This window comes from Tautonia plasticadhaerens, from assembly GCF_007752535.1.
In the GTDB taxonomy this organism is placed as follows: domain Bacteria; phylum Planctomycetota; class Planctomycetia; order Isosphaerales; family Isosphaeraceae; genus Tautonia; species Tautonia plasticadhaerens.
This window is the reverse complement of sequence record NZ_CP036426.1, coordinates 5,976,190-5,996,832: the sequence shown is the minus strand read 5'-3', so window position 1 is coordinate 5,996,832 and position 20,643 is coordinate 5,976,190. Positions and strand designations below refer to the sequence as shown.

Annotated in this window: 15 protein-coding genes and 1 pseudogene; 8 read left to right on the top strand and 8 right to left on the bottom strand. The window is 69.8% G+C overall.

Annotated elements, in window-relative coordinates; all coding sequences use genetic code 11:
• Positions 1-26: 26 nt before the first annotated feature.
• The 7 genes from ElP_RS24045 to ElP_RS24015 form a co-directional block, all read right to left on the bottom strand.
• Complete coding sequence (locus ElP_RS24045; RefSeq protein ID WP_145274147.1) at positions 27-1,196, bottom strand: zinc-dependent alcohol dehydrogenase; 1,170 nt, start codon at positions 1,194-1,196, stop codon at positions 27-29.
• Between the two features lie 113 nt (positions 1,197-1,309).
• Complete coding sequence (locus ElP_RS24040; RefSeq protein ID WP_145274144.1) at positions 1,310-1,756, bottom strand: cyclase dehydrase; 447 nt, start codon at positions 1,754-1,756, stop codon at positions 1,310-1,312.
• A gap of 69 nt (positions 1,757-1,825) precedes the next feature.
• On the bottom strand, positions 1,826-2,995 hold the full coding sequence (locus tag ElP_RS24035; RefSeq protein ID WP_145274142.1) for a zinc-dependent alcohol dehydrogenase: 1,170 nt from the start codon (positions 2,993-2,995) through the stop codon (positions 1,826-1,828).
• Positions 2,996-3,008: 13 nt separating this feature from the next.
• Positions 3,009-3,803 (bottom strand): SRPBCC family protein, encoded by a 795-nt coding sequence (locus tag ElP_RS24030; RefSeq protein ID WP_197446326.1) that lies wholly within the window; start codon positions 3,801-3,803, stop codon positions 3,009-3,011.
• A gap of 141 nt (positions 3,804-3,944) precedes the next feature.
• Entirely contained in the window at positions 3,945-4,373 is a 429-nt protein-coding gene (locus tag ElP_RS24025; RefSeq protein WP_145274137.1) for a hypothetical protein, read from the bottom strand.
• 394 nt (positions 4,374-4,767) lie between these two features.
• Positions 4,768-5,418: a response regulator transcription factor gene (locus ElP_RS24020; protein ID WP_145274134.1), complete on the bottom strand. Its 651-nt coding sequence runs from the start codon at positions 5,416-5,418 to the stop codon at positions 4,768-4,770.
• Entirely contained in the window at positions 5,415-10,223 is a 4,809-nt protein-coding gene (locus tag ElP_RS24015) for a PAS domain-containing protein (protein ID WP_145274131.1), read from the bottom strand. The genes ElP_RS24020 and ElP_RS24015 overlap by 4 nt, the downstream gene beginning before the upstream one ends.
• Before the next feature lie 184 nt (positions 10,224-10,407).
• On the opposite strand from ElP_RS24015, the pseudogene ElP_RS41640 reads away from it, so the two are divergent.
• The 3 genes and pseudogenes from ElP_RS41640 to ElP_RS24000 all read left to right on the top strand — a co-directional run bounded on the left by ElP_RS41640 (position 10,408) and on the right by ElP_RS24000 (position 14,540).
• Positions 10,408-11,572, top strand: a pseudogene (locus ElP_RS41640) (IS256 family transposase).
• A 479-nt stretch (positions 11,573-12,051) separates the two neighbouring features.
• Positions 12,052-13,548 (top strand): tyrosine-type recombinase/integrase, encoded by a 1,497-nt coding sequence (locus ElP_RS24005; protein WP_145274128.1) that lies wholly within the window; start codon positions 12,052-12,054, stop codon positions 13,546-13,548.
• 62 nt (positions 13,549-13,610) lie between these two features.
• Positions 13,611-14,540: a DNA adenine methylase gene (locus tag ElP_RS24000; RefSeq protein ID WP_145274125.1), complete on the top strand. Its 930-nt coding sequence runs from the start codon at positions 13,611-13,613 to the stop codon at positions 14,538-14,540.
• Here the strand turns inward: ElP_RS24000 and ElP_RS23995 are convergent.
• Positions 14,455-14,880, bottom strand: coding sequence for a hypothetical protein (locus ElP_RS23995; protein ID WP_145274120.1), 426 nt, complete (start codon positions 14,878-14,880; stop codon positions 14,455-14,457). The genes ElP_RS24000 and ElP_RS23995 overlap by 86 nt on opposite strands.
• 299 nt (positions 14,881-15,179) lie before the next feature.
• Between ElP_RS23995 and ElP_RS23990 the strand changes: the two genes are divergently transcribed.
• The 5 genes from ElP_RS23990 to ElP_RS23970 all read left to right on the top strand — a co-directional run bounded on the left by ElP_RS23990 (position 15,180) and on the right by ElP_RS23970 (position 20,516).
• A complete protein-coding gene (locus tag ElP_RS23990; RefSeq protein ID WP_145274117.1) occupies positions 15,180-16,139 on the top strand; it encodes a hypothetical protein in 960 nt (319 codons plus the stop codon).
• Between the two features lie 587 nt (positions 16,140-16,726).
• Positions 16,727-17,551 (top strand): hypothetical protein, encoded by an 825-nt coding sequence (locus ElP_RS23985; RefSeq protein WP_145274114.1) that lies wholly within the window; start codon positions 16,727-16,729, stop codon positions 17,549-17,551.
• 159 nt (positions 17,552-17,710) lie between these two features.
• Positions 17,711-18,610, top strand: a complete 900-nt coding sequence (locus ElP_RS23980) for a DNA-methyltransferase (protein ID WP_197446325.1) — start codon at positions 17,711-17,713, stop codon at positions 18,608-18,610.
• A gap of 93 nt (positions 18,611-18,703) precedes the next feature.
• Positions 18,704-19,555, top strand: coding sequence for a DNA-methyltransferase (locus ElP_RS23975; RefSeq protein ID WP_145274108.1), 852 nt, complete (start codon positions 18,704-18,706; stop codon positions 19,553-19,555).
• A 109-nt stretch (positions 19,556-19,664) separates the two neighbouring features.
• The gene (locus ElP_RS23970) at positions 19,665-20,516 is read left to right on the top strand and encodes a DNA-methyltransferase (protein ID WP_145274105.1); all 852 of its coding nucleotides are present in this window, start codon (positions 19,665-19,667) and stop codon (positions 20,514-20,516) included.
• The last annotated feature ends 127 nt before the right edge of the window (positions 20,517-20,643 follow it).

Genomic DNA, 20,643 nt, shown 5'->3' with positions numbered 1-20,643 from the left:
CCCCCGCGCGTCGCAACTCCGGGTGCTCAGGGCTTGAGGACCACCTTGATGCAGTGGTCTTTCTTGTCCCGGAACGTCTTGTACATCTCGGGCCCCTTCTCCAGGGGCACCTCGTGCGTGATCACGAACGACGGGTCGATCTCGCCGGCCTCGATCTTCCCGAGGAGCATCTTGTGGTACTTCGGGACGTGCGTCTGGCCCATCTTGAAGGTCAGGGCCTTGTTCATCGCGGCGCCCATCGGGACCTTGTCGGGGAACCCGATGTAGACCCCCGGGATCGAGACGGTGCCACCCTTCCGGCAGCACATGATCGCCTCGCGGAGCGTGTGCGGCCGGTCGGTGGCCAGCCCGACCGACGCCTTCGCCTTGTCCATCACCGCGTCGAGGCTGCCCCCGGCGTGCGCCTCGGCCCCCACGGCGTCGATGCAGCGGTCCGGCCCGCGGCCGTTGGTCATCTCCATCAGGGTGTCGTAGACGTCCTTCTCCTCGAAGTTGATCGTCTCGGCCTTGCCGTCCTGGGCCATCTTCAGCCGCTCCGGCACCCGGTCGATGGCGACGACCCGACCCGCCCCGAGCATCCAGGCGCTGCGGATGGCGAACTGCGCCACCGGGCCGCAGCCCCAGATCGCGACGACGTCGCCCGGCTCGATCTGAGCCTGCTCGGCGGCCATGTATCCGGTCGGGAAGATGTCGGAGAGGAAGACGACCTTCTCGTCCGGGATGCCGTCGGGGATCACCACCGGGCCGACGTCGGCGTAGGGCACCCTGAGGTACTCCGCCTGCCCCCCGGGGTAGGCGCCGAGCATGTGCGAGTAGCCGAAGAGGCCCGCCGGCGACTGGCCCATCGCCTGTCGGGCGATCTCGGCGTTGGGGTTCGAATTGTCGCAGAGCGAGTAGAGCTGCCGCTCGCAGAACCAGCAGGTCCCGCAGGAGATCGTGAACGGGACGACCACGCGGTCGCCCGGCTTGAGTTTCGTCACCGACTTCCCGACTTCCTCGACGACGCCCATCGGCTCGTGGCCGAGGACGTCGCCGGCCTCCATCGTCGGCATGTAGCCGTCGTAGAGGTGCAGGTCGGAGCCGCAGATGCAGGTGGAGGTGATCCGGACGATCGCGTCGCGCGGGTCCTCGATCTTCGGGTCGGGGACCGTGTCGACGCGCACATCGCTCTTGCCGTGCCAGCAGATGGCCCTCATGGGTGCTCCTCTCGTGTTGGGGGCCTCGGAGTTCGGGTGATCGCCGCTGGCGAGTGGGCCGCCGCACCGGCCGAAGCCCGGTCTGACCCCGGCGGGGGCGGCCCCGGAAGCGCCTACCGGTGGGCCGCCGGGAATTCTCCCGAGGCGTTGCGGCGGCTCGGCCCGTCGGCGACATACTGCTGATGGACGCGGTAGGACGCGTGCGGCCGGCCGCTGTGGAGCCGCTTCGCGCACCAGTAGTCGACCCACGTGATCCCGGCGATCGACACGATGGCCGCGGCCACGTTGGCGCGCTTCGGGTTGTCGTCCGTGCAGGCCGAGGCCAGCGTCGCGAGGTCGAGGACGTCTCCGGCGACCCGCGACCACACGCCGGCCCGGGGCGTGTCCTGCGAGAAGATGGCGACGCCCGAAACGATCTCGCGGATCCCGTAGGCCCGGATCAGCCAGGTGCGGTCCTCCATCCCGAGCGTGCGGCCGATCTCCCGGCCCGCCACGATCTCGGCCAGGCCCAGGCCGAGGCTGAACCACCCCAGCCCGCGAGCCACGTTCATCTCGTTCATGCTCTGCCCCCATGGTGCTTGAGATACGCCTCGGGCCGCGAGGCGTCCGAGGGCTGCAAGGCGCGTCCGTCACGGCGCGAAGACCGAGCGGACGCAGCCGTCCTCCTTGTTCTTGAACATCGCATAGCCGCGCGGCCCGTCCTCGAGCGAGAACCGGTGCGTCGCCAGGAACGACGGGTCGAGCTCCCCCTTCGCCGCGTGCTCCAGCAGGCGCGGCAAGTACTTCTGCCCGTGCTGCTGGGCCGTCCGCACGGTGAGCCCCTTGTTCATGATCGCGCCGATGGGGAACTTGTCCATCAGCATGTAGACGCCGAGGATCGAGAGGATCCCGCCCTTGCGCACGGCCATGATCGCCTCGCGCAGCGCCGTCCCCCGGTCGGTCTGGAGGTGCAGCGCCTGCTTGACGCTGTCGTAGGCGTGCTGGATGCCGGTCCCGTGCGCCTCCATGCCCACGGCGTCGATGCAGGCGTCGGGCCCGCGGCCGCCGGTCATCTCCTTGAGCGTCTCGACGACGCTGTCGACTTCCATGTAATTGATGGTCTCGGAGCCGCACTTCTCCCGGGCCAGCCGGAGCCGCTCGGGGAGGCGATCGATGGCGATCACCCGCTCGGCCCCCAGCAGGTAGGCGCTCCGCTGCGCCATGAGACCGACGCCGCCGCAGCCCCAGACCGCGATCGTGTCGCCGGGCTGGATGTTGCAGAAGTCGGCGCCCATGTATCCGGTGGGGGCGGCGTCGGAGAGGAAGAGCACCTGGTCGTCGGGCACGCCCTCGGGGGCGTGGAAGCAGTCGTTGTCGGCGAAGGGCACCCGGACGTACTCGGCGTGCGACCCGGCGTAGCCGCCGAAGGCGTGGGTGTAGCCGTAGATGCCGGCCGTCGCGTAGCCGAACATCGGCACCTGCAGCTCGGGCTTCGGGTGCGTGTTGTCGCAGAGCGAGAAGAGCTGGTGCTGGCAGTACCAGCACTCGCCGCAGACGATGAACGACGGGACGACCACGCGGTCGCCCACCTTGACCTTCCTGACCTCGGGGCCGGTCTCCACCACCTCGCCCATGAACTCGTGGCCGATGACGTCGCCGGGCTTCATGGTCGGCAGGTAGCCGTCGATGAAATGCAGGTCCGAGCCGCAGGTGGTCGAGAGGCTCACCTTCAGGATGGCGTCGTGGGGGTTGACGATCGTCGGGTCGGGGACGGTCCCGACCCGCAGGTCGTTCACGCCGTTCCAGTAGAGCGCTCGCATCGGCATGTCCTCCTCAGCGGGTGTCGGCGCGTGCGGCCGGCTGCCGTTCGGTGGTGGGGATCTCGCCCGTCTCGGCCAGGGCCCGGAAGTAGTGGATCGCCCGCTCGGCGAACAGTTTGGGCACGAAGCCCAGGAGCTTGGCGGCCGCCAGGCCGAGGGCCCCGCCCGGCATGTTGAAGCGGATGCGGAGGGTGACCTCCGTACCCCGGTCGCCCGGCGCGGGGCGGAAGTGGATCTCACCCTCGCTCGGCAGGGACGCCCCGTCGACCGACTGCCAGCGCTGCCCCGAACCCGGCCGGTCCTCGACGACCTGCGTGTCCCACTCGAAGTCCCGCCCGAGCGGGCCCCGGACCTTCCAGCGCATGCGGCCGTCGCCCGCGGGCGTCACCTCGGCGAACCCGGAGGTGATCCGCGTCAGGGTCCGCGGATCGCGCCAGAGGCGTTCGAGGTCCTCGGCGGGCTTGCCGATCGTGATCGCGACCACCGCCTCCGGGGAGTCCTCCGAGGCCCCGGCCGCCGCCCCGCGGTCGGCGGCGGTGTCGACCCCGAGCGCCTCGTAGAGATGGCAGTGCCCGGTGGCGGCCCGGTAGACGAGCCCGCCGCCGAGGGCGGCCACCGCCGCCCCGCCGAGCGAACGCCGGCCGAGCCCGAGCAGGAGTAACGTCCCGCCGAGGGCCGCCGAGGCGACGCGCTCGGCCTGGCCGACGTTGGCCCCCGACGTCCTTCGACCCGCCTCCCTCAGGGAGAGGTGCCGGGTCCCGCCCGTCGTCACGGGAGTTTCCCGGAACAGCACATTCGTCGTCGCCATGTCTCCTCCTCCCGACGGGGCTCCCGGGGCCGCCCCGCGATCCATTGGTGTCAAGTCGGTCACATCGACGCGTCCCCCCCCGGGCTCCTGGGGGTTCGTTACGCCCGCGAGTCATGCCGGCTCCCGGCGTCCCTCAGCGAGTCAGCCGCACCGGCCCGTCGGCGGTCTTGACGCGAAGCGCACGTACGGCCTCTGCCGCAGGTCCTTCCCCTCGTGATCGCGTGCCTGGTGGTGGAGCTGACTGGAGGTGAAGTCGAGGTGCCCGTCGCGGGCCACCGACAGCGTATCCGGCCAGAGCACGCGCGGGTCGTGGACCAGCGTCTCGAAACGGCCGTCGGGCGAGCGGCGGACCACGAGATTCTGCTCGTCGTTCGTCGCGTAGATCCGCCCCCGGTCGTCCGACTCCAGGCCGTCGGACGGCCCTTCTCGCCGTGGTCCTGGACCGTGCTCGCCACCCGGGAGTCGTCGATGCGGGCGTCGACCAGGGTGTCGACGCTCACGCAGTCGAGGCGACGGCATCCGGGCCAGGGCAAGGACGTAGGGGAGCCATGCCAGAGCGAATGCTTTCATGACGCACCGGTTGTGAAATCCTGGTGGAATGTCGCGGCCTGCGGCCCCCGAATCGTCCGGTGTCGTCACGCGTCCCGCTCGATCCCCCGCGGTCGCGAGACACGGGATGTCCGACACAGGGCCGAGTTCTCTGCGATCCGCGGGCCGTCGCGCCGCCCCAGGGCGTCAGCAGTTTCCGAGAAATGTTGTAGGACCGTGGATGACACGAGCCCGGCCGAATGCCCCGCCCGGCCGCGCCGCCGCCCAGCCCTCTCAGTCCCGCAGCGGATGCCGCGGCGGCGCGGCACGGGCCGGGCTCTCCGCTCGGGGATCAGGCGGAGGCGACCGGTTGCACGAGGCGGGGCGGGATCGGGATTGGCAGGAAACCGGCCTGGGGCGCCCGCTGACAGCCGGCTCAGACGTCCATCCAGCCCCGCTGCACGGCGTAGCTCACCAGGTCCGACCGGCTCGTGAGGCCGAGCTTCTCCAGCGACCGGGCCTTGTAGGTCTCCACCGTCTTCGAGCTGAGATCGAGCTGGGCCGCAATCTCCTTGTTGCTGAAGCCCCGCGCGATCAGCCGGACCACCTCCGCCTCACGTTCGCTCAGCTCGTCCTCCCGCCTCGAGCCCCGGCCCGCAACCTTGCCGGCAAAGCCCACGAGGACATCGCCCGCCAGCGCCGGATCGAGATAAGTCCCGCCCGCCGCGACCGCGCGCAGCGCGTGGATGAGTTCCTGCGACGCGGCCCGCTTCAGCAGATAGCCAGAGGCGCCCGCCTGGACGAGCTGGCGGAGATACCCCTTGTCCTCGTGCATGGTCAGCGCGAGAACCCGCGTCCCGGGGCAGTCCCGCCGGATCGCCTCGGTGGCCCGCGCCCCATTCAGGCCGGGCATCGAGATGTCCATGACCACCACGTCGGGCCCCAGCGCCTTGACGGCGTCCATCGCCTCGCGGCCATCGGCCGCCTCGCCCACCACTTCCAGATCGGGCTGGGCGTCGAGCAATGCCCGGAGGCCCTCGCGGACGATGGCGTGGTCCTCGGCCAGGAGCACGCGTATCCTGGTCATCGTTGCCCCTCCTCGGGGGACGGGAGCGGGATGCGGATCAGGACGCTGGTCCCCGCCCCCGGGCTCGACTCGATCGCCAGTGTACCCCCCGCGAACGCCACCCGCTCCCTCATGCCGATCAGGCCGAGCCGGGCTCGGGTGTCGGATTCCATCGCCCCCTCGCCGTCGAAGCCCTTGCCGTCGTCCTCGATGATGACCGAGGCGGAATCCTTCAGCCGGTTGAGGGTGACGAAGACGCGGGTCGCCCCGGCGTGCTTCAGGACGTTGGTCATCGCCTCCTGGACCGCCCGGTAGATCGTCGTCTCGACGAGCGGCGGCAGCCGCCCCTCGACGAGGCCGTTGACCCTCAGCTCCGCGGCGACCCCTGACCGCCGCGTCCACTCGTCGGCGTACTGCGCCAGCGCCTCCGGGAGGCCGAGGTCGTCGAGCGCGGGGGGGCGCAGTTCCAGGGCCACGCGATGGACGTCCCGGCTGATCAGGGCGGCCTGGCCCTCCAGCCACCGGAGCGGTTCCCGGAGGGGGGAGTCCTCGCCCGCCGCGTCCTTGGCCAGCTGCAGGCGGAGCATCAGGGCCGTGAGCTGCTGGCCCATCTGGTCGTGCAGCTCGCGGGAGATCCTCCGCCGCTCGTCCTCCTGGACCGTCACGACCCGCCGGAGCAGCTCCTTGCGGACCTCCTCCTGCCGCCCGAGGGCCGCGAGCGCCTCCGACAGCGCGGCCGTCCGCTCGCGGACCCGCAGATCCAGCTCGTCGCGAGCCCGGCGGATCTCCTCCTCGGCCCGCTTCTCGTCCGTGACGTCGAGGACCGAGCCGATATACCCGAGGTACGCGCCATCCGGCGCGAACCGGGGGGCGGCCGAGTCGATGACCCAACGGTACGCGCCGTCGTGTCGCCTGAGCCGGTACTCCACGCGGAAGGTCTCGTTCCCCGCGTTCGCGGCCCGGAAGGCCGAGCCGGCCATCTCGCGGTCGTCGGGGTGGACCGCGTCCAGCCAGCCGAGGTCGAAGCTCTGCCCCGGGGAAGTGCCGGTGAAATGGCACCACCGCTCGTTCAGGTAGTTGCAGGCCCCCGCGGGGTCCGTGACCCAGATCATCACCGGGGCGTGGTCGGCCATGTTGCGGAATCGGGCCTCGCTCTCCCGCAGGGCCGCCTCGGCCTGCGTCCGCTCGATCCAGTCGGCGGCCTGGCGGGCCGCGAGGTCGAGGATGTGCAGGTCCCGCCCGGCGGGGGATCGCGGGGAGCGATAGTGGGTGGACAGCATGCCGACGAGCCGGCCCGACCGGCTGATCAGGGGGGTCGACTGGAGCGCCCGGATGCCGGCCGCGAGGATCGTACCCAGGATGGGATTGCCGTCGAAGATGGGGCTGGCGGTGACGTCACCGACCACCACCCGCTCGCCGCGCTCGAGGGCCGTGCCGCAGGTGCTCTCGCCCCGGCGGATGACCGCTAAAACCTCGAGGTCCTCGGGCCCGAATCCGCGGCTGGCCACGATCCGCAACGAGTCGGACGTCACGTCATAGAGCTGGACGTCCCCCATGTCGGCGGCCGTGATGCCGATCGCGGCATCGACGATCTCCGGCAGGAGCCCGGCCCCGTCGCCGTGCTTGACCAGCCGGGTGCTCAGCTCCTGGAGCCGCTTCATGACCGCCAGCTCGGCGGCGAGCCGCGCCTCGCTCTCGGCCAGCGCCAGGCGGGCGCGGCGTTCCTCGGTGACGTCGCGGCTCACGGTCGCCAGCGCCACCAATTGCCCGCTCGCGTCGGAGACGGCGAAGGCCGAGAAGAGCGTCCAGATCGGCTCGCCGGTCACGAAGTGGCGGAACCGGATCTCGGCCTTCGCCTGGCCCTCCCGGATGATCCGGGGGACGAGGTCGTTCATGACGAACGCCCGGTCCTCCGGGAAGAAGAACGCCCCGATCGCCGAGCCCTCCACCTGCTCGAGGCTGTCGAGGCCGACCATCCGCAGGGCCGCCGGGTTGGCGAAGGTCGGGGTCCCCCGGAGGTCGCAGATGCCGATGAAGTCGTTGCTGTTCTCGACGAGCAGGGCGAGCCGCTCCCGCTCCGCCTCGGCCCGCCTGCGCCCGGTGATCTCGGCGAAGAAGATCGAAAGGCCGTCCTCCGACGGGTACGCCCGGTTCTCGTACCAGCGGTCCCGCCCCGGGTCGTGGTACTCGAAGACCCTGGTCTCTCGCCCGGCGGCGGCACGCCGCAGCTCGGCTCCGAAGCGCGTGCCGACGGCGTCGGGGTAGAGGTCCCAGATCCTCCGGCCCAGGATCTCCTCCCGGCGCATCCCCATGCTCTCGCAGGCCCGATCGTTGACGCTCACGTAGAGCCAGTCGCGGTCGAGGGCAATGAACCCGTCGCTGATGCTCCGGAGCACGGCCTCGAGGCGCTCCTTGGCCGCCCGGGTCTCCTCCAGCAGCGCCTGCTCGCGACGCGACGCCTCCCGGCGGAGCCGATCCATCTCCAGGTGGGCGTGCACCCTGGCCAGCAGCTCGCGCGCGCCGAACGGCTTGACCAGGTAGTCGTCGGCGCCGGCCTCAAGGCCCTCCACGCGCGACTCCTCGCCGGCCCGCGCCGACAGCAGGATCACGGGGATCGTGGCCGTCCGGGGGTCGGCCCGCAGCGCGCCCAGGAGGCCGAAGCCGTCCCGTCGCGGCAACATCACGTCGGAGAGCACCAGGTCCGGCGGGCGCGCCCGGGCCGCGGCCAGGGCCGCCTCGCCGTCCGGCACGGCCTCCACCTCGTACCGCGATTCCAGGAGCCGGCGGACGTAGTCGCGCATGTCCGCGTTGTCGTCGGCCCAGAGGATCCGAGGCCGGCGCGAATCCCCTCCCTCGGGGGCGGGGCCCAGGCCCGACGACTTCGGGGCCGAGCGGGCCGTCGGGGACGCCCCGCGTGCGTCACCGGCGGTGCTCGGGGACGCGTGGGAGGCCTCCTCATCGGGCAGCCAGCGGAGCGCCTCCTCGACGAAGGCGGTCGCCCCCACCGCGGTGGCCGTCGGCGGGCGGGACGCCCCGACCGAATCGGCGGGCAGATGGGCGTTGCCCAGGGGGACCGACACGACAAACGTGCTGCCCCGTCCGAGGGTGCTCTCCGCCCGGACCGAGCCGCCGTGGAGCCGGATCAGCTCGTGGACGAGGGCCAGGCCGATCCCGGTCCCCTCGTGCGTCCGGCCGCGCGCCCCGTCGACCCGGTGGAACCGCTCGAAGATGCGCGGCAGCTCCCCGGCCGGGATGCCGGTCCCGGAGTCGCGGACGGACAGCTCCACCGCGCCGCCGACGGGCCCGAGGCGGATGACGATCTCCCCCTCGAGGGTGAACTTGAAGGCGTTGGAGACCAGGTTCAGGACGACCTTCTCCCACATGTCGCGGTCCACGAGGACCGGCTCGGGCAGGGGCGGACAGTCGACCACGAGCCGCAGCCCGGCCTTCTCGCAGGCCGACCGGAAATTGCTGGCGAGATCCGCGGTCAGCGCCGCCAGGTCGGTCGGCTCGTATGACGCCCGGGCCCGGCCCGCCTCGATCCGCGAGAAGTCCAGCAGGGTGTTGACCAGCTTCAGCAGCCGCAGCCCGCTGCGGTGGGCCGTCTCCAGCCGCTCGCGCTGGCCCGGAGTCAGCGGCCCGTCCGCGTCGGCGAGGGCGTCCTCGACCGGTCCGAGCATGAGGGTCAGCGGGGTGCGGAACTCGTGGCTGACGTTCGAGAAGAACGCCGTCTTCGCGCGGTCGACCTCCGCCAGCGCATCGGCCCGGCGTCGCTCCGCCTCATGCGCCCCCGCGTTGGCCAGCGCCGTGCCGATCTGACCGGCCACGAGGTCGAAGAAGGCCCGATAGGGGGCGTCCCACACGCGGCGCGGGCTGATGCCCAGGACGAGCAGGCCGGCCGGTCCGCCATGATTCGGGGCGGGGATCGGCAGGACCACCGCACGGCTCGGTGGCTCCGGCCAGGGCGAGCCGGGGAGAGGCCCGGCGAGCCGGCGCAGGTCCTGGACCTCCTCCGCCCGCCCGGTGCGGAGAACGGCGGCGAGCGGCCAGGGGGTAGCATCGCCCGCGGCCAGCGACGCCCAGGGCGGGAGCGGATGATCCTCGGGCAGGCCGGCCGAGGCGACCAGGCTCGCGCGGTCGCCCTCCTCGTCGAGGACGTAGATGGCCGCGAACGGGATGTCGTGCGGGTCCCCCGAGAGCACCCGCGCCGCCTCGTCGCACGCCGCCCAGACGGAGCGCGACTCCGGCGACTTGGCGCCGAGCTTGCGGAGCGTCTCCAGCCTCCTGGCCCCGACGACCTCGTCGGTGATCTCGGTGCAGGGGCAGAAGACGCCCTCGACCGTGCGGCCGTCGGCCGCGAGGATCGGGCCGTACGTGAAGCGTATGTGGACCTCCTCACGCGGGAGGTGCCGATCGATGAAGCACAGGAAGTCGTCCGACCAGGTCGCCGCCCCCGTGCGGAGGACTCCCTCGAGCATCGGCTCGATGGTGTCCCAGATCTCGGCCCAGACCTCCCGCCCCGGCCGCCCGAGGCTGCTCGGGTGCTTGGCCCCGCCGAGGAACGGGATGTAGGCGTCGTTGTAGAGGACGTCCAGGTCCGGCCCCCACCAGATCAGGATGGGGAAGCGGGAAGTGAGGCAGAGGCTGACGGCGGTCCGCAGGTTCTCCGGCCAGCGACCGGGCGGGCCGAGGTCGGAGGCCGACCAGTCGAAGGAGCGCATCCGCCGCGCGAGCTCGCTCTCGCCCGGGAAGAGCCGCCCGAGCTCCTCGTCGCCGTATGGACGCGGGAGTGTTCCCCCGACCTGGTCCGTACCGCCGGCGCTCATGGCGCTATCCTTCCGGTGACATTGGAATGTTCCGGCCGCTTACATCCGGCAATTGTTGAGACGTACGCGGTCCTTTTCCATGGTAGTGCATCATCTCTTCTGTAAATTCGCCCGGTCTCGAAGCGGCGGGCCACCGCCGGTTCCCTTGGGAGGTGCCCACCAACACCAAGGAGGCCGACCGACGATGACCCGCCCGATGCCGACGACCGCCCTGGACCAGATCGCGGAACTGCTGGCCGAGCACGGCTGCGACGGCCTCGCCTCCGCCGTCACCGTCCTGCTCAACGAGGTCATGATGGTCGAGCGGGCCCACGCCCTCGTGGCCGCACCCTACCAGCGGTCCGAGCACCGCACCGGCCACGCCAACGGGTTCAGGACCCCGCCGTTCCACACCCGGATCGGACCGCTGACCGTCGAGGTCCCCCAGACCCGAGGCGTCGAGTCCTACCCCTCGGCCCTGGGGAAGGGGATCGGGAGCGAGCGGGCCCTGAAGCTGGCAGTGGCCGAGATGGACGTGCAGGGCGTCTCGACCAGGGAGGTCGCCGCCATCACGGAGAAGCCCCGCGGCCTTGAGGTCACAAGCTCGCAGGTCAGCCGGGCCGCCGAGGCCCTCGACGGGGAACTGGAGAAGTGGCGGGCCCGGCCGATCGGCGAGACACCCTACTTGATCCTGGACGCCCGCTAAGAGCAAGTCCGGCACGGCGGCCAGGGCCCGCTCCTGTGCGGTCCTGGTGGCCATCGGCATCGACCCGCGGGGCAAGCGGTCGATCCCCGGCGTGAGCGTCTCGCCGTCGGAGGCCGAGGCGCTCTGGCGGGGCTTCCTCGCCTCGCTGGCGGGCCGGGGCCTGCACGGCGTGAAGCTCGTCGTCGCCGACGACCACGCCGGGTCGAAGGAGGCGCCGGCCGCCCGGCCGACGGGCGTGCTGCGCCAGCGGTGTCAGTTCCACCTGATCGAGAACGCCATGGCCTTCGCGCCCAGGCCCTCGATGCGGGAGGAGGTCGTGGCGAGCCCGCGGGCGGCCTTCGACGCCCCGTATCGGGCCGAGGTCGAGCGGCAACTCGACATCGCTGTGAAGAGGCATCGGGCCAGGGCCCCGAGGCCGGCCGAGTGGCTGGAGCAGAACGTGCCGGAGGGGCTGGCGGCCTTCGCCCCGCCGCCGTCGCACCGGCGTCGACTGAGGACGATCAACATGCTGGAGCGGCTGAACGAGGAGCCCAAGCGGCGGACGAGGGTGGCGGGGCCGTTCCCCAACGAGGCGTCGGCGCTGCGCCTCGTCAGTGCCGTGGCCATGGAGATCAGCGAGGAGTGGGAGACGAACCGCAGGTACCTGACGATGGAGCCGGACTGACCCGCCGCTGGGCCGGGAAATTACAGAAACGAAGTTGCACTAACATGCACTTCATCATCGAAGTCCGCGATCGAGCGATGCGGCGACTTCTGGCTTCTCGAAGATTCGGCATTCATCAGTGCATGATGCAAAAGACTTATGGTTACTGGCAGCTAGGGGGTAAATACTGGAATTTTTCTCAGGGTGCCTGTAAAGTAGGGGCTCAAGCGAACCTCCGGTTTACAATTCTCCCAGGTCCGCCTGGGTTTACAAGGAAGATTGATCCAAGTCACTGTAAGATCAGGGTTTTCGCGACACGGAGAGGTGACCGAGAGGCCGAAGGTGCGGCACTGGAAATGCCGCTTGATATCGAATTTGTCGGTGTTTTTTGAGGTTTTTGTAAAGCCCCTCCCCTTTGCTCGCCCCTCTCCTTTACAAATCCCTTTACAAACCTTCCGGTCACCTGTACAGTCATCCCCGACGCAAGCCGGGTGGTGACCATGCCCCGCACGTACCTCATGACCTGGGTGCCCGCCCGCCGGGGGTGGATGAAGTGGCACCGGGGGAAGAACTACTCCGTCTCCTGCCGACAGTTGGGGGTCGAGCCCACGAAGGAGGCGAGCTACCAGGCGGCGAATGCCTGGTGGCAGGCCAGGGAGTCGGAGTTGGAGACCCGATCCCGGCCGACCGCCACGCCCCTCGATCCGGCCTCGGCCACGATCCGGGACATCGCCGGGCGTTACTCCATCGGCGACCTCCGCCGCCTGGAGCAGCAGGGTGACGCCGCCCGCAAGGTGCTGGAGATCCTCGACCGAGCCAGCGTGGAAGGGGCGGTTCCGCCGCCGGGGGCCGCCGCAACCCCTTCCTCCGCTACGGCCCTCGCCCGGCTGGAGGCGGGCGAGGGCATCCCGGCCCACGTCATCAGCCTGGTGCTGAGTCAGGGGTTCTCGGGCGAGATGGCCCCCGAATACCGGGAGCAGCGACTCCGCCGGCTCGTGGAGGAGATCGGGCCGGAACCCGCCCCGCCGGAGCGGACGGTCGGCGGCCAGGTGGAGGCATGGGTGCGTCTCCAACGCTCCCGCCACGTCGCAGGGAAGATCTCGGCGAGTCGGGTGGACGCCTATGAGCGGAACGTCGCCGTCTTCCGGGACTGGATCAGGCCGGGGACCGACATCGCCGAGGTCACCGCCCCCAGGCTGCGGGACTACCACGGATGGCTCTGTGCCCAGATCGGGTCGGGCCGGTTCTCGGCGGCGTATGCCCGGTCCCTCTTCGGGGCCGCAAGGAACTTCATCAGCCGGATGGCGGAGCTGGACTTGATCCCACTTCCGGGGAACATCCGGTCACGGGACTTCACCTTCGACGACACGCCGAAGGCGATCCCCCGCTTCACCAATGACGAGGTGCGTCGGCTCCTGGAGGGGTGCGACGGGTACTCGGAGCGGACCAGGCTGTTCCTGTTGCTGATGCTGAACTGCGGGATGTACCAGTCGGACATCAGCGACCTGAAGCCGTCGGAGGTGGACTGGGAGCGGGGCGTCATCACCAGGAGGCGGAGCAAGCGGCGAAAGGGCGGGCTGGTGGTCACTTACCAGCTGTGGCCGGAGACGCTGGAGTTGCTCGCCCGGTTCGGGAACCGGCACGGGGAGAGGGTCTTGCTCTCGGACGACGGCAACCCCCTGGTCAAGTATACGGCGGCCGACGGCGACCTCGACCGATACGACCTCATCGCCCAGGCGTACCGCAACCTCCGCAAGCGGGTCGGAATCGACAAGCCGCTGAAGGTTTTCAGGAAGACTTCCGCCGACATCCTGGAGAAGCACAAGGACTACGGCCGGTTCTACCCTTTTTTCCTGGCCCACTCGCCCAAGTCGCTGGGGGAGAAACATTACGTTACGCCGTCCGAGGAGATCTTCTTCGAGGCGCTGGCGTGGCTACGCTCGCAGGTCATCACGCAGATCCAGCCGGCGGATCGGGGCGATTCGGCGGACCTGTGAGGAACGATCTTGGGATGATTTGAGCGGCCCCGCCTCATATCCCGCCAACGGAGTTGCTCCCCATGGGGAGAGCGGACGATCCCGAGCCGAGCGAGAAGACCCACCTCCAGCACGTCCTCGTCAAATGGACGGGCGGCAAGCGGCGTCAGGCCAGGCGGATCGTCGAGCACTTCCCCCGCCGGATCGCCACCTACCAGGAGCCTTTCCTCGGCGGCGGGGCCGTCCTCTACGAGCTGCTCGGCAGCGACATCCAAGTCGATCGCATCGAGTGCGGCGACACCTGCGTGTCGCTGATCGAACTCTGGCAGGTCGTCCGGGACGACCCTGACGGCCTGGTCCGCAAGTACGCCGAGGGCTGGGCCACGCTCCGATCCCAGGGGAAGGCCCGCTATTACGAGGTCCGGGACCGGTTCAATCGCACCGGCGACCCCTACCTCTTCTTCTTCCTCCTGCGGACCTGCCGCAACGGCCTGGTCCGCTTCAACCGGGACGGCCTGTTCAACTCCGGCTTCCACGGGGCCAGGCCGGGGATGGACCCCGAGACGGTCGAGGCCGTCCTGGCGGACTGGTGGCGTAGGCTGGGGACCAGGCCGGTCCGCTTCGCCGTGCGGGACTACCGGGAGGTCTCGTCGGCTCCCGGCGACCTCCTGTACCTCGACCCGCCGTATCTCAACGAGGACGGCAAGTACTACTCCGGCATGATCGACTTCCCGGAGTTCTTCGCCTGGCTTCGGGGCCAGCGGGGAGATTCCCTGCTGTCGCTCAACGGCTTCCTCGGGGACGAGGACCGCACGGTGGACGTGCCGAACGACCTCTACGACGAGCACCTGCTGCTCGACAACGGTGTCAGCCCCTTCGACCGACTCAACGGCGAGGCCGCCCTGCCGATGACCGACAGCCTCTATATCAGGCGTGGGCGGCGGTCTCCACGTCGTGTCGATCCTCGTCCTGCGGCCCTCCGGCCTCCCGGATCAGCCTCAGCACGGTCCTGACCGGCTCGGCGTCCTCGCCCCGTTCGAGGACCAGCCGCCTCAAGTCCTCGGCGAACCGGCCCGCTCGGGCCTCCCTCGTGTTCCAGGGCGGCGGCGCCACGAAGTCCCGGTCCCAGAGCCGGTCCACATCGTTGACGCCGAACCATCGGGCGATCTTGTCCAGGTGTTCTCGGCCCCGGCAGTCCAACCGGGTGATTCCCTCGGTCGTGGCCCGCTGGAGCCAGGGGAAGGGCACCTTCGCCCGCTCGGCGAACTGGGTGCGGCTCAGCCCCGTGCCCTTGATCAGGCCGCTCAGGTGCCTGGCGAACCGGATCTTCCGCCACTTCCGCTCGTTCTCCATCGAACGGCCCCTCGCACGAGCCTCGTGAACTCACCCATCGTAATCGACCCCCGGCGGCGTGGCCAGGGGGCGGATCACGACTCGGACCACGACCCGTCGGCAGGGACTGACACCACCGGGCAGGCCGTGAAGGGGGCGACCGCCTCACGGATCGGACAGTCGATACGCCGGGGATTCAGGCGGTCGATTCGCCCCACCCTTCCTGGGGACATCACGACTGGGATCGCAGCCGGTCTACGTCGGCTGACACCACCGGGCGGGTCGTCAGGTGGGACAAATCCAGAGACAGAGGAGGGCCGATGAGCACGACGACGAGCAGCGAGATCATCACGCAGTCAGGCCGGACCCTGATCCTCTCCGAGGAGGACCGGGCATGCCTCGACGAGTTCGAGGCGATGCTGGACCTGATCCGGGACCGCACCCGGAGCGTGGCCGACCGCTATCAGGCCGGGGCCTACCTCGTCGGCAGGCCGGGGTCGTCGAAGACCTTCACCGTGCATGAGACGCTGGAGCGGCTCGATACGCCGTGGACGTACCGCAACAGCCGGATGAGCCCGATGGGGCTCTACTGCCTCCTGGAGGAGCACCCCGAGCACGTCGTCGTCCTGGACGATATCCATACCCTGTTCGGCCAGGACGCCGCCCTCCAGATCCTCATGGCCGCCCTCGGCGGCAGGCCGGGCCAGGGCCGCACCGTCACCTACACGACCAGGGACGAGCGCAAGTCGTTCGAGTTCAGCGGAGGCGTCATCGCCATCAGCAACCTGCCGCTGGGTCGTGACCCGCTGGCCGACGCCGTGGCCAGCCGGGTCGCCCGGCTGGAGCACGAGCCGAGCGACGAGATGATCGCCGCCTTCATGAGGTCGCAGGCCCTCAAGGGCTTCGAGGACGTGTCGCCGGGAGAATGCCTCGAAGTCGCCGAGTTCGTCATCGCCGAGACCCGTGCCTGCGACCACCGGCTCGACCTGCGGGCCATGAACAAGGCGTGGCAGGACTACCGCCTGGACCTCCATGGCAAGGCGAACCGGACCTGGCAGGACTTGGTGCGGTCGAGCCTGAAGAGGCTCGTGGGCGAGGACCGGCCCAGGCACGAAGGGCGGGCCGCCCGGCTCGCCAGGGAGCGAAAGGTCGCCCAAGAGCTGTTCGAGCGGTTCCCCGACGACAAGGCCCAGCGGGATGCAGAGTGGAATCGGCTTGTGGGGAGCAGCCCCGATTCGCTCTACCGTCGCAAGCGAGACCTCGATCGTTCCGGCGGGTAGGCGTTGCAGTTTTGCACTTTGCAACTCCGCAAATGTGCAAGCGGGACCGGGCGTGCTGGTGCCACACCCCGCCAGTGGCGACGAGCGTGGCGTGACACCGGGGGCGACATGATGCCGATTCTTCACCGAGTGAAGAATGGGCACGGCCCGCCTTCACGATCGAGAGCTGCAAGATCGCAACTCGGATCACGACTCGCCAATGAGCATTGACACCACCGGGTTAGACCGTCGGACGGGGCGAACGACCCCACGACGGGCTCGAACCTTGGAGGGACGGACGATGGTTCGCAACATGAGCAGCGACGACAGCGGGACGGGATGCGAGGGGATCACGACTGGGACCACAGCTCACCGAGAGGGGATGACACCACCGGGCACGACCGTCGGCGGGGCGAGTGACCCCACGACGGGCTCGAACCTTGGAGGGACGGACGATGGTTCGCAACATGAGCAGCGACGACAGCGGGACGGGATGCGAGGGGATCACGACTGGGACCACAGCTCACCGAGAGGGGATGACACCACCGGGCACGACCGTCGGCGGGGCGAGTGACCCCACGACGGGCTCGAATCCCGGAGGTAGGGCGATGGTGAACAACTCCAGTACTGGTGGGCACGGGCGTGAGTGCGAGGGGCGGGCGATCGACGGAAGGATTTCTTCGGATCGTGAAGATTCGGGGCTGGCGGCCCTGGAAGGGATGACCCTGGAGGAGCTGGCGGCCATCGCCAGCAAGGAGATCGGCGACTCCCGCCAGCTCCAGGCCGAGGCGGTGGGCCTGGCCCGACGCTCCACGGTCACCTTCTACCGGGCCGGTCGGGCGCTCTGGTGCGCCCGCAAGAAGCTCAAGGGCAAGGGCAATCGGGCCTGGACCCGCTGGCAGAGGGACAACGGCATTTCGATCACCTCGGCCTGGCAGGCGATCCGCCTCTACGAAGAGGCCGAGGGCGAGGAGGCGGTCGCCGGGCTGACCCGCACCCAGGCCCTCAAGAAGTACGGCATCACCAAGCCAAAGCAGGTGCAGCCGCAGCAGGGCCATGCCGGGGGCGGCGAGGCCCCCGAGGCGGTCGGCACGGCCCCCTTGTCGGGCAGCCCGGCCTCCACCGAGGACACGCCCCCGCAGTCGCTCGACCTCCGGCTGGCTTCCGATCAGGACGGCAAGGAGTCCGCCACGGCCCCCGGCCCGGAGTTGTCCGAGGCGGGCCAGGACGGGGAGGTGGAGGAGCCCCAGGCCGACCCGACCACGCCCCCGGCGACAGAGACGCTCCTGATCATCGCTCGGCGGCTGGAGACCCTGGAGCGGGACATCCGGGGCGGCGACCTGGGCGACGAGGCCCACGCCCTGATCGACCGGGCCATGGCCACGCTCCTGCGGATCAAGGGCGATGTCGCCCCGGTGGCCGAGGCCGCCTGACCCGGCAGCTCCTCCGAGCGACTCCTCCCCCCGACGGTCGGGGGGCGGCGGTCAGCTCGCCGTGCCACCAGCCCTATGACATACGTCGTATTGGCGAGGCCGTCGGGCGTGCTGGGTGCCTCGGTCGGGATCTTCGTCACTCAACCTGGAGGTGGAGTCATGTTCGAGTCCGACGTGTCGGGAGTTGCCACCAACGTGCCGGAGGCCCCGCCCGGCGCCGCCATCGTGGAGGGCGGGGAGTTTACCGACCGGATCTGCTGCGTCGATGCGGTCTCCGGGATGGAGATGCTGCCGGACGGCTGCGTCCCCATGACGCTCACCAGCCCGCCCTACGACGGCCACCGGGTGTACGGCGGGCACCGGTTCGACCACGAGACGTTCGGGCGGGTCGCCCGAGAGCTGTGGCGGGTCACGATGCCCGGCGGTGTCGTCGTCTGGGTCGTCGCCGACGAGATCAGGGGAGGCCACACGGGGACGAGCTTCCGCCAGGCCCTCCACTTCCAGGAGATCGGCTTCCGCCTCCACGACATCCTCGTCATGGCCCGCACGGGAGGCCGCTGGTTCGGCGTCAACCACTACGGGAAGGTCGAGTACGCCTTCGTGCTCTCGAAGGGACGCCCCCGGTCGGTCCACCTGCTCCGGGACAGGCCGAACAAGCACGCCGGCAAGCTCTACCAGTACCGAGCGAGGCGTCGGGATGGTGGGCAGCGGATGTCGCCCCGGTTCAAGACGGTCCCAGCCATGGGCCTCAAGGGGCCGGTCTGGGAGTACCTGGCCGGCTTCGGGGGCACGACCCGTGATCGGTACGCCTTCGAGCACCCGGCCCTGATGCCCGAGGCGATGGCGACGGACCACATCGTCTCATGGTCCCGGCCCGGTGACCTCATCCTCGACCCGTTCCTGGGCAGCGGCACAACCGCCAAGATGGCGCTGCTGAACCACCGGCATTACCTCGGATTCGAGGCCCACCGCCCGTACTACCGGCTCGCCGTGCGGCGGATGCGGGACGCCCACGCCGAGTACCGCAGGCGGCTCGACGCCTGGCTCGCCGGGGCCTGAGCCGGTCACCCCGTCGTCGCAGTGAGGCCCCTCGGAGATGGACTCCGAGGAGACGTAGAGGGTTCGTCTTCACCGAATGAAACGAGGCTATCCATGAACGAGAGCGACCTGAGCCTGATCGACCGAATCGTCCTGGGCAACTGCGTGGAAGGCATGCGGACGCTGCCCGGCGACTGCATCCCGCTGACCGTCACCAGCCCGCCCTACGATCACGTCCGGGCCTACGGCGGACACACATTCGACGACGAGACCTTCCGGTCCGTCGCCCAGGAGCTGCACCGCATCACGATGCCCGGCGGTGTCGTCGCCTGGGTCGTCGCCGACGGCATCGGGGATCACAGCGAGAGCTGCACCAGCGCCCGGCAGAAGCTCTTCTTCCGGGAGGTCGGCTTCAAGGTCTATCACACGATGATCATGGCCCGGTCCGGCAGCCGGTGGCCCGCCAGGGTCCGGTACGGCGACTCGCTGGAGTACGCCTTCATCCTGTCCAAGGGCAGGCCCCGGACCGTCAACCTGCTCCGGGACAAGCCCAACCGTCAGGCGGGCCTGGTCTACACGGATGCCCCCCGGCCGCTGGCCCAGCGGGAGCGCCCGCTGCCGTCGGTGAAGGGCAGGCCGATCTCGGCCCTCGGCGTCCGTTCGGCGGTCTGGACCTACCCGGCGGGGGGCCGGACGACCACGAGGGACCGCTACGCCTTCGACCACCCGGCCCTCATGCCCGAGCGGATGGCCGAGGACCACATCCTGTCCTGGTCCAATCCGGGCGACCTCTTGTTTGACCCGTTCTGCGGTGCGGCGACCACCTGCAAGATGGCCCTCCTCAATCACCGCCGCTACCTCGGCTTCGAGATCAACCCGCAGTACCACCAGATCGCCCTGCGGCGGATGCGGGACGCCCACGCCGAGTACCGACGCCGCCTGGACACCGACCTGCTCGGGGCCTGAGCCGAGCTGCAAGTCGTGGCCGTGAAGCCCTCGGGGGACTGGCCCCCGAGGGGCGTGGAAGCTCCGCCATTATCAACCTGCCCGACACCATCAACCTGGAGAACCAATCGTGAAGAAGACGGCACCGAAGTACCTCGACCGGATCATCCGCTGCGATTGCGTCGATGGGATGCGGCGGCTGCCCGACGGCTGCATCGACATGACCCTGACCTCGCCGCCCTACGGCGAGATCCGCACCTACGGGGGGCAGGCTTTCGACTTCACCAAGTTCCGGGCCGTCGCCGAGGAGCTGTTCCGGCTGACCAAGCCGGGCGGCGTGGTCGTCTGGGTCGTCCGGGAGCAGGCCCCCCGAGGCAAGGGGGAGACGGGCGACAGCTCCCGACAGCGGCTCTACTTCCAGGAGGTCGGGTTCCGGCTCCATCACACGATGGTGATGGATCGGATCGGCTGCCGTTGGCCGGGGAGGAACCGCTACGGCCATCCCCTCGAATACGCCATCATCCTCTCCAAGGGTAAGCCGAAGACCCTACAACTCCTCCGGGACCGACCGAATCGCCACGCAGGCAAAACTCAAGCCTTCACCAAGCGGCGGACTGACGGCTTCCTGGAGAAGGCAGGTGGAGCGAAGACAGTCCCAGCCTTCGGCGTCCGGGGGGCTGTATGGAGCTACGCCGTGGGCCGCAACGTCTCCACGAAGGACCACTACGCCCTCAAGGGCCACCCGGCGCTCATGCCCGAGAAGATGGCCCTGGAGCACATCGTCTCCTGGTCCCGCCCCGGCGAACTCATCCTCGACCCCTTCTGCGGGGCGGCGACGACGTGCAAGATGGCCCTGCTGAACCACCGCCGCCACCTCGGGTTCGAGGTCCACGAGCCCTATTATCATCTGGCCCTGCGGCGGATGCGGGACGCCCAGGCCGAGTACCGACGCCGCATGGATTCGTGGCTCGTCGGGGCGTGAGCACGGGGCGGGCCGGGGGCCGCATCAGCACCCGGCCCGCCTTTCAGCCATCGTTATCAACCGGGGCTCGTCGCCAATCGGTTGATAATCGCCGGAAAGTCGGAAAGCCGGATCGATCCGCCCGTTG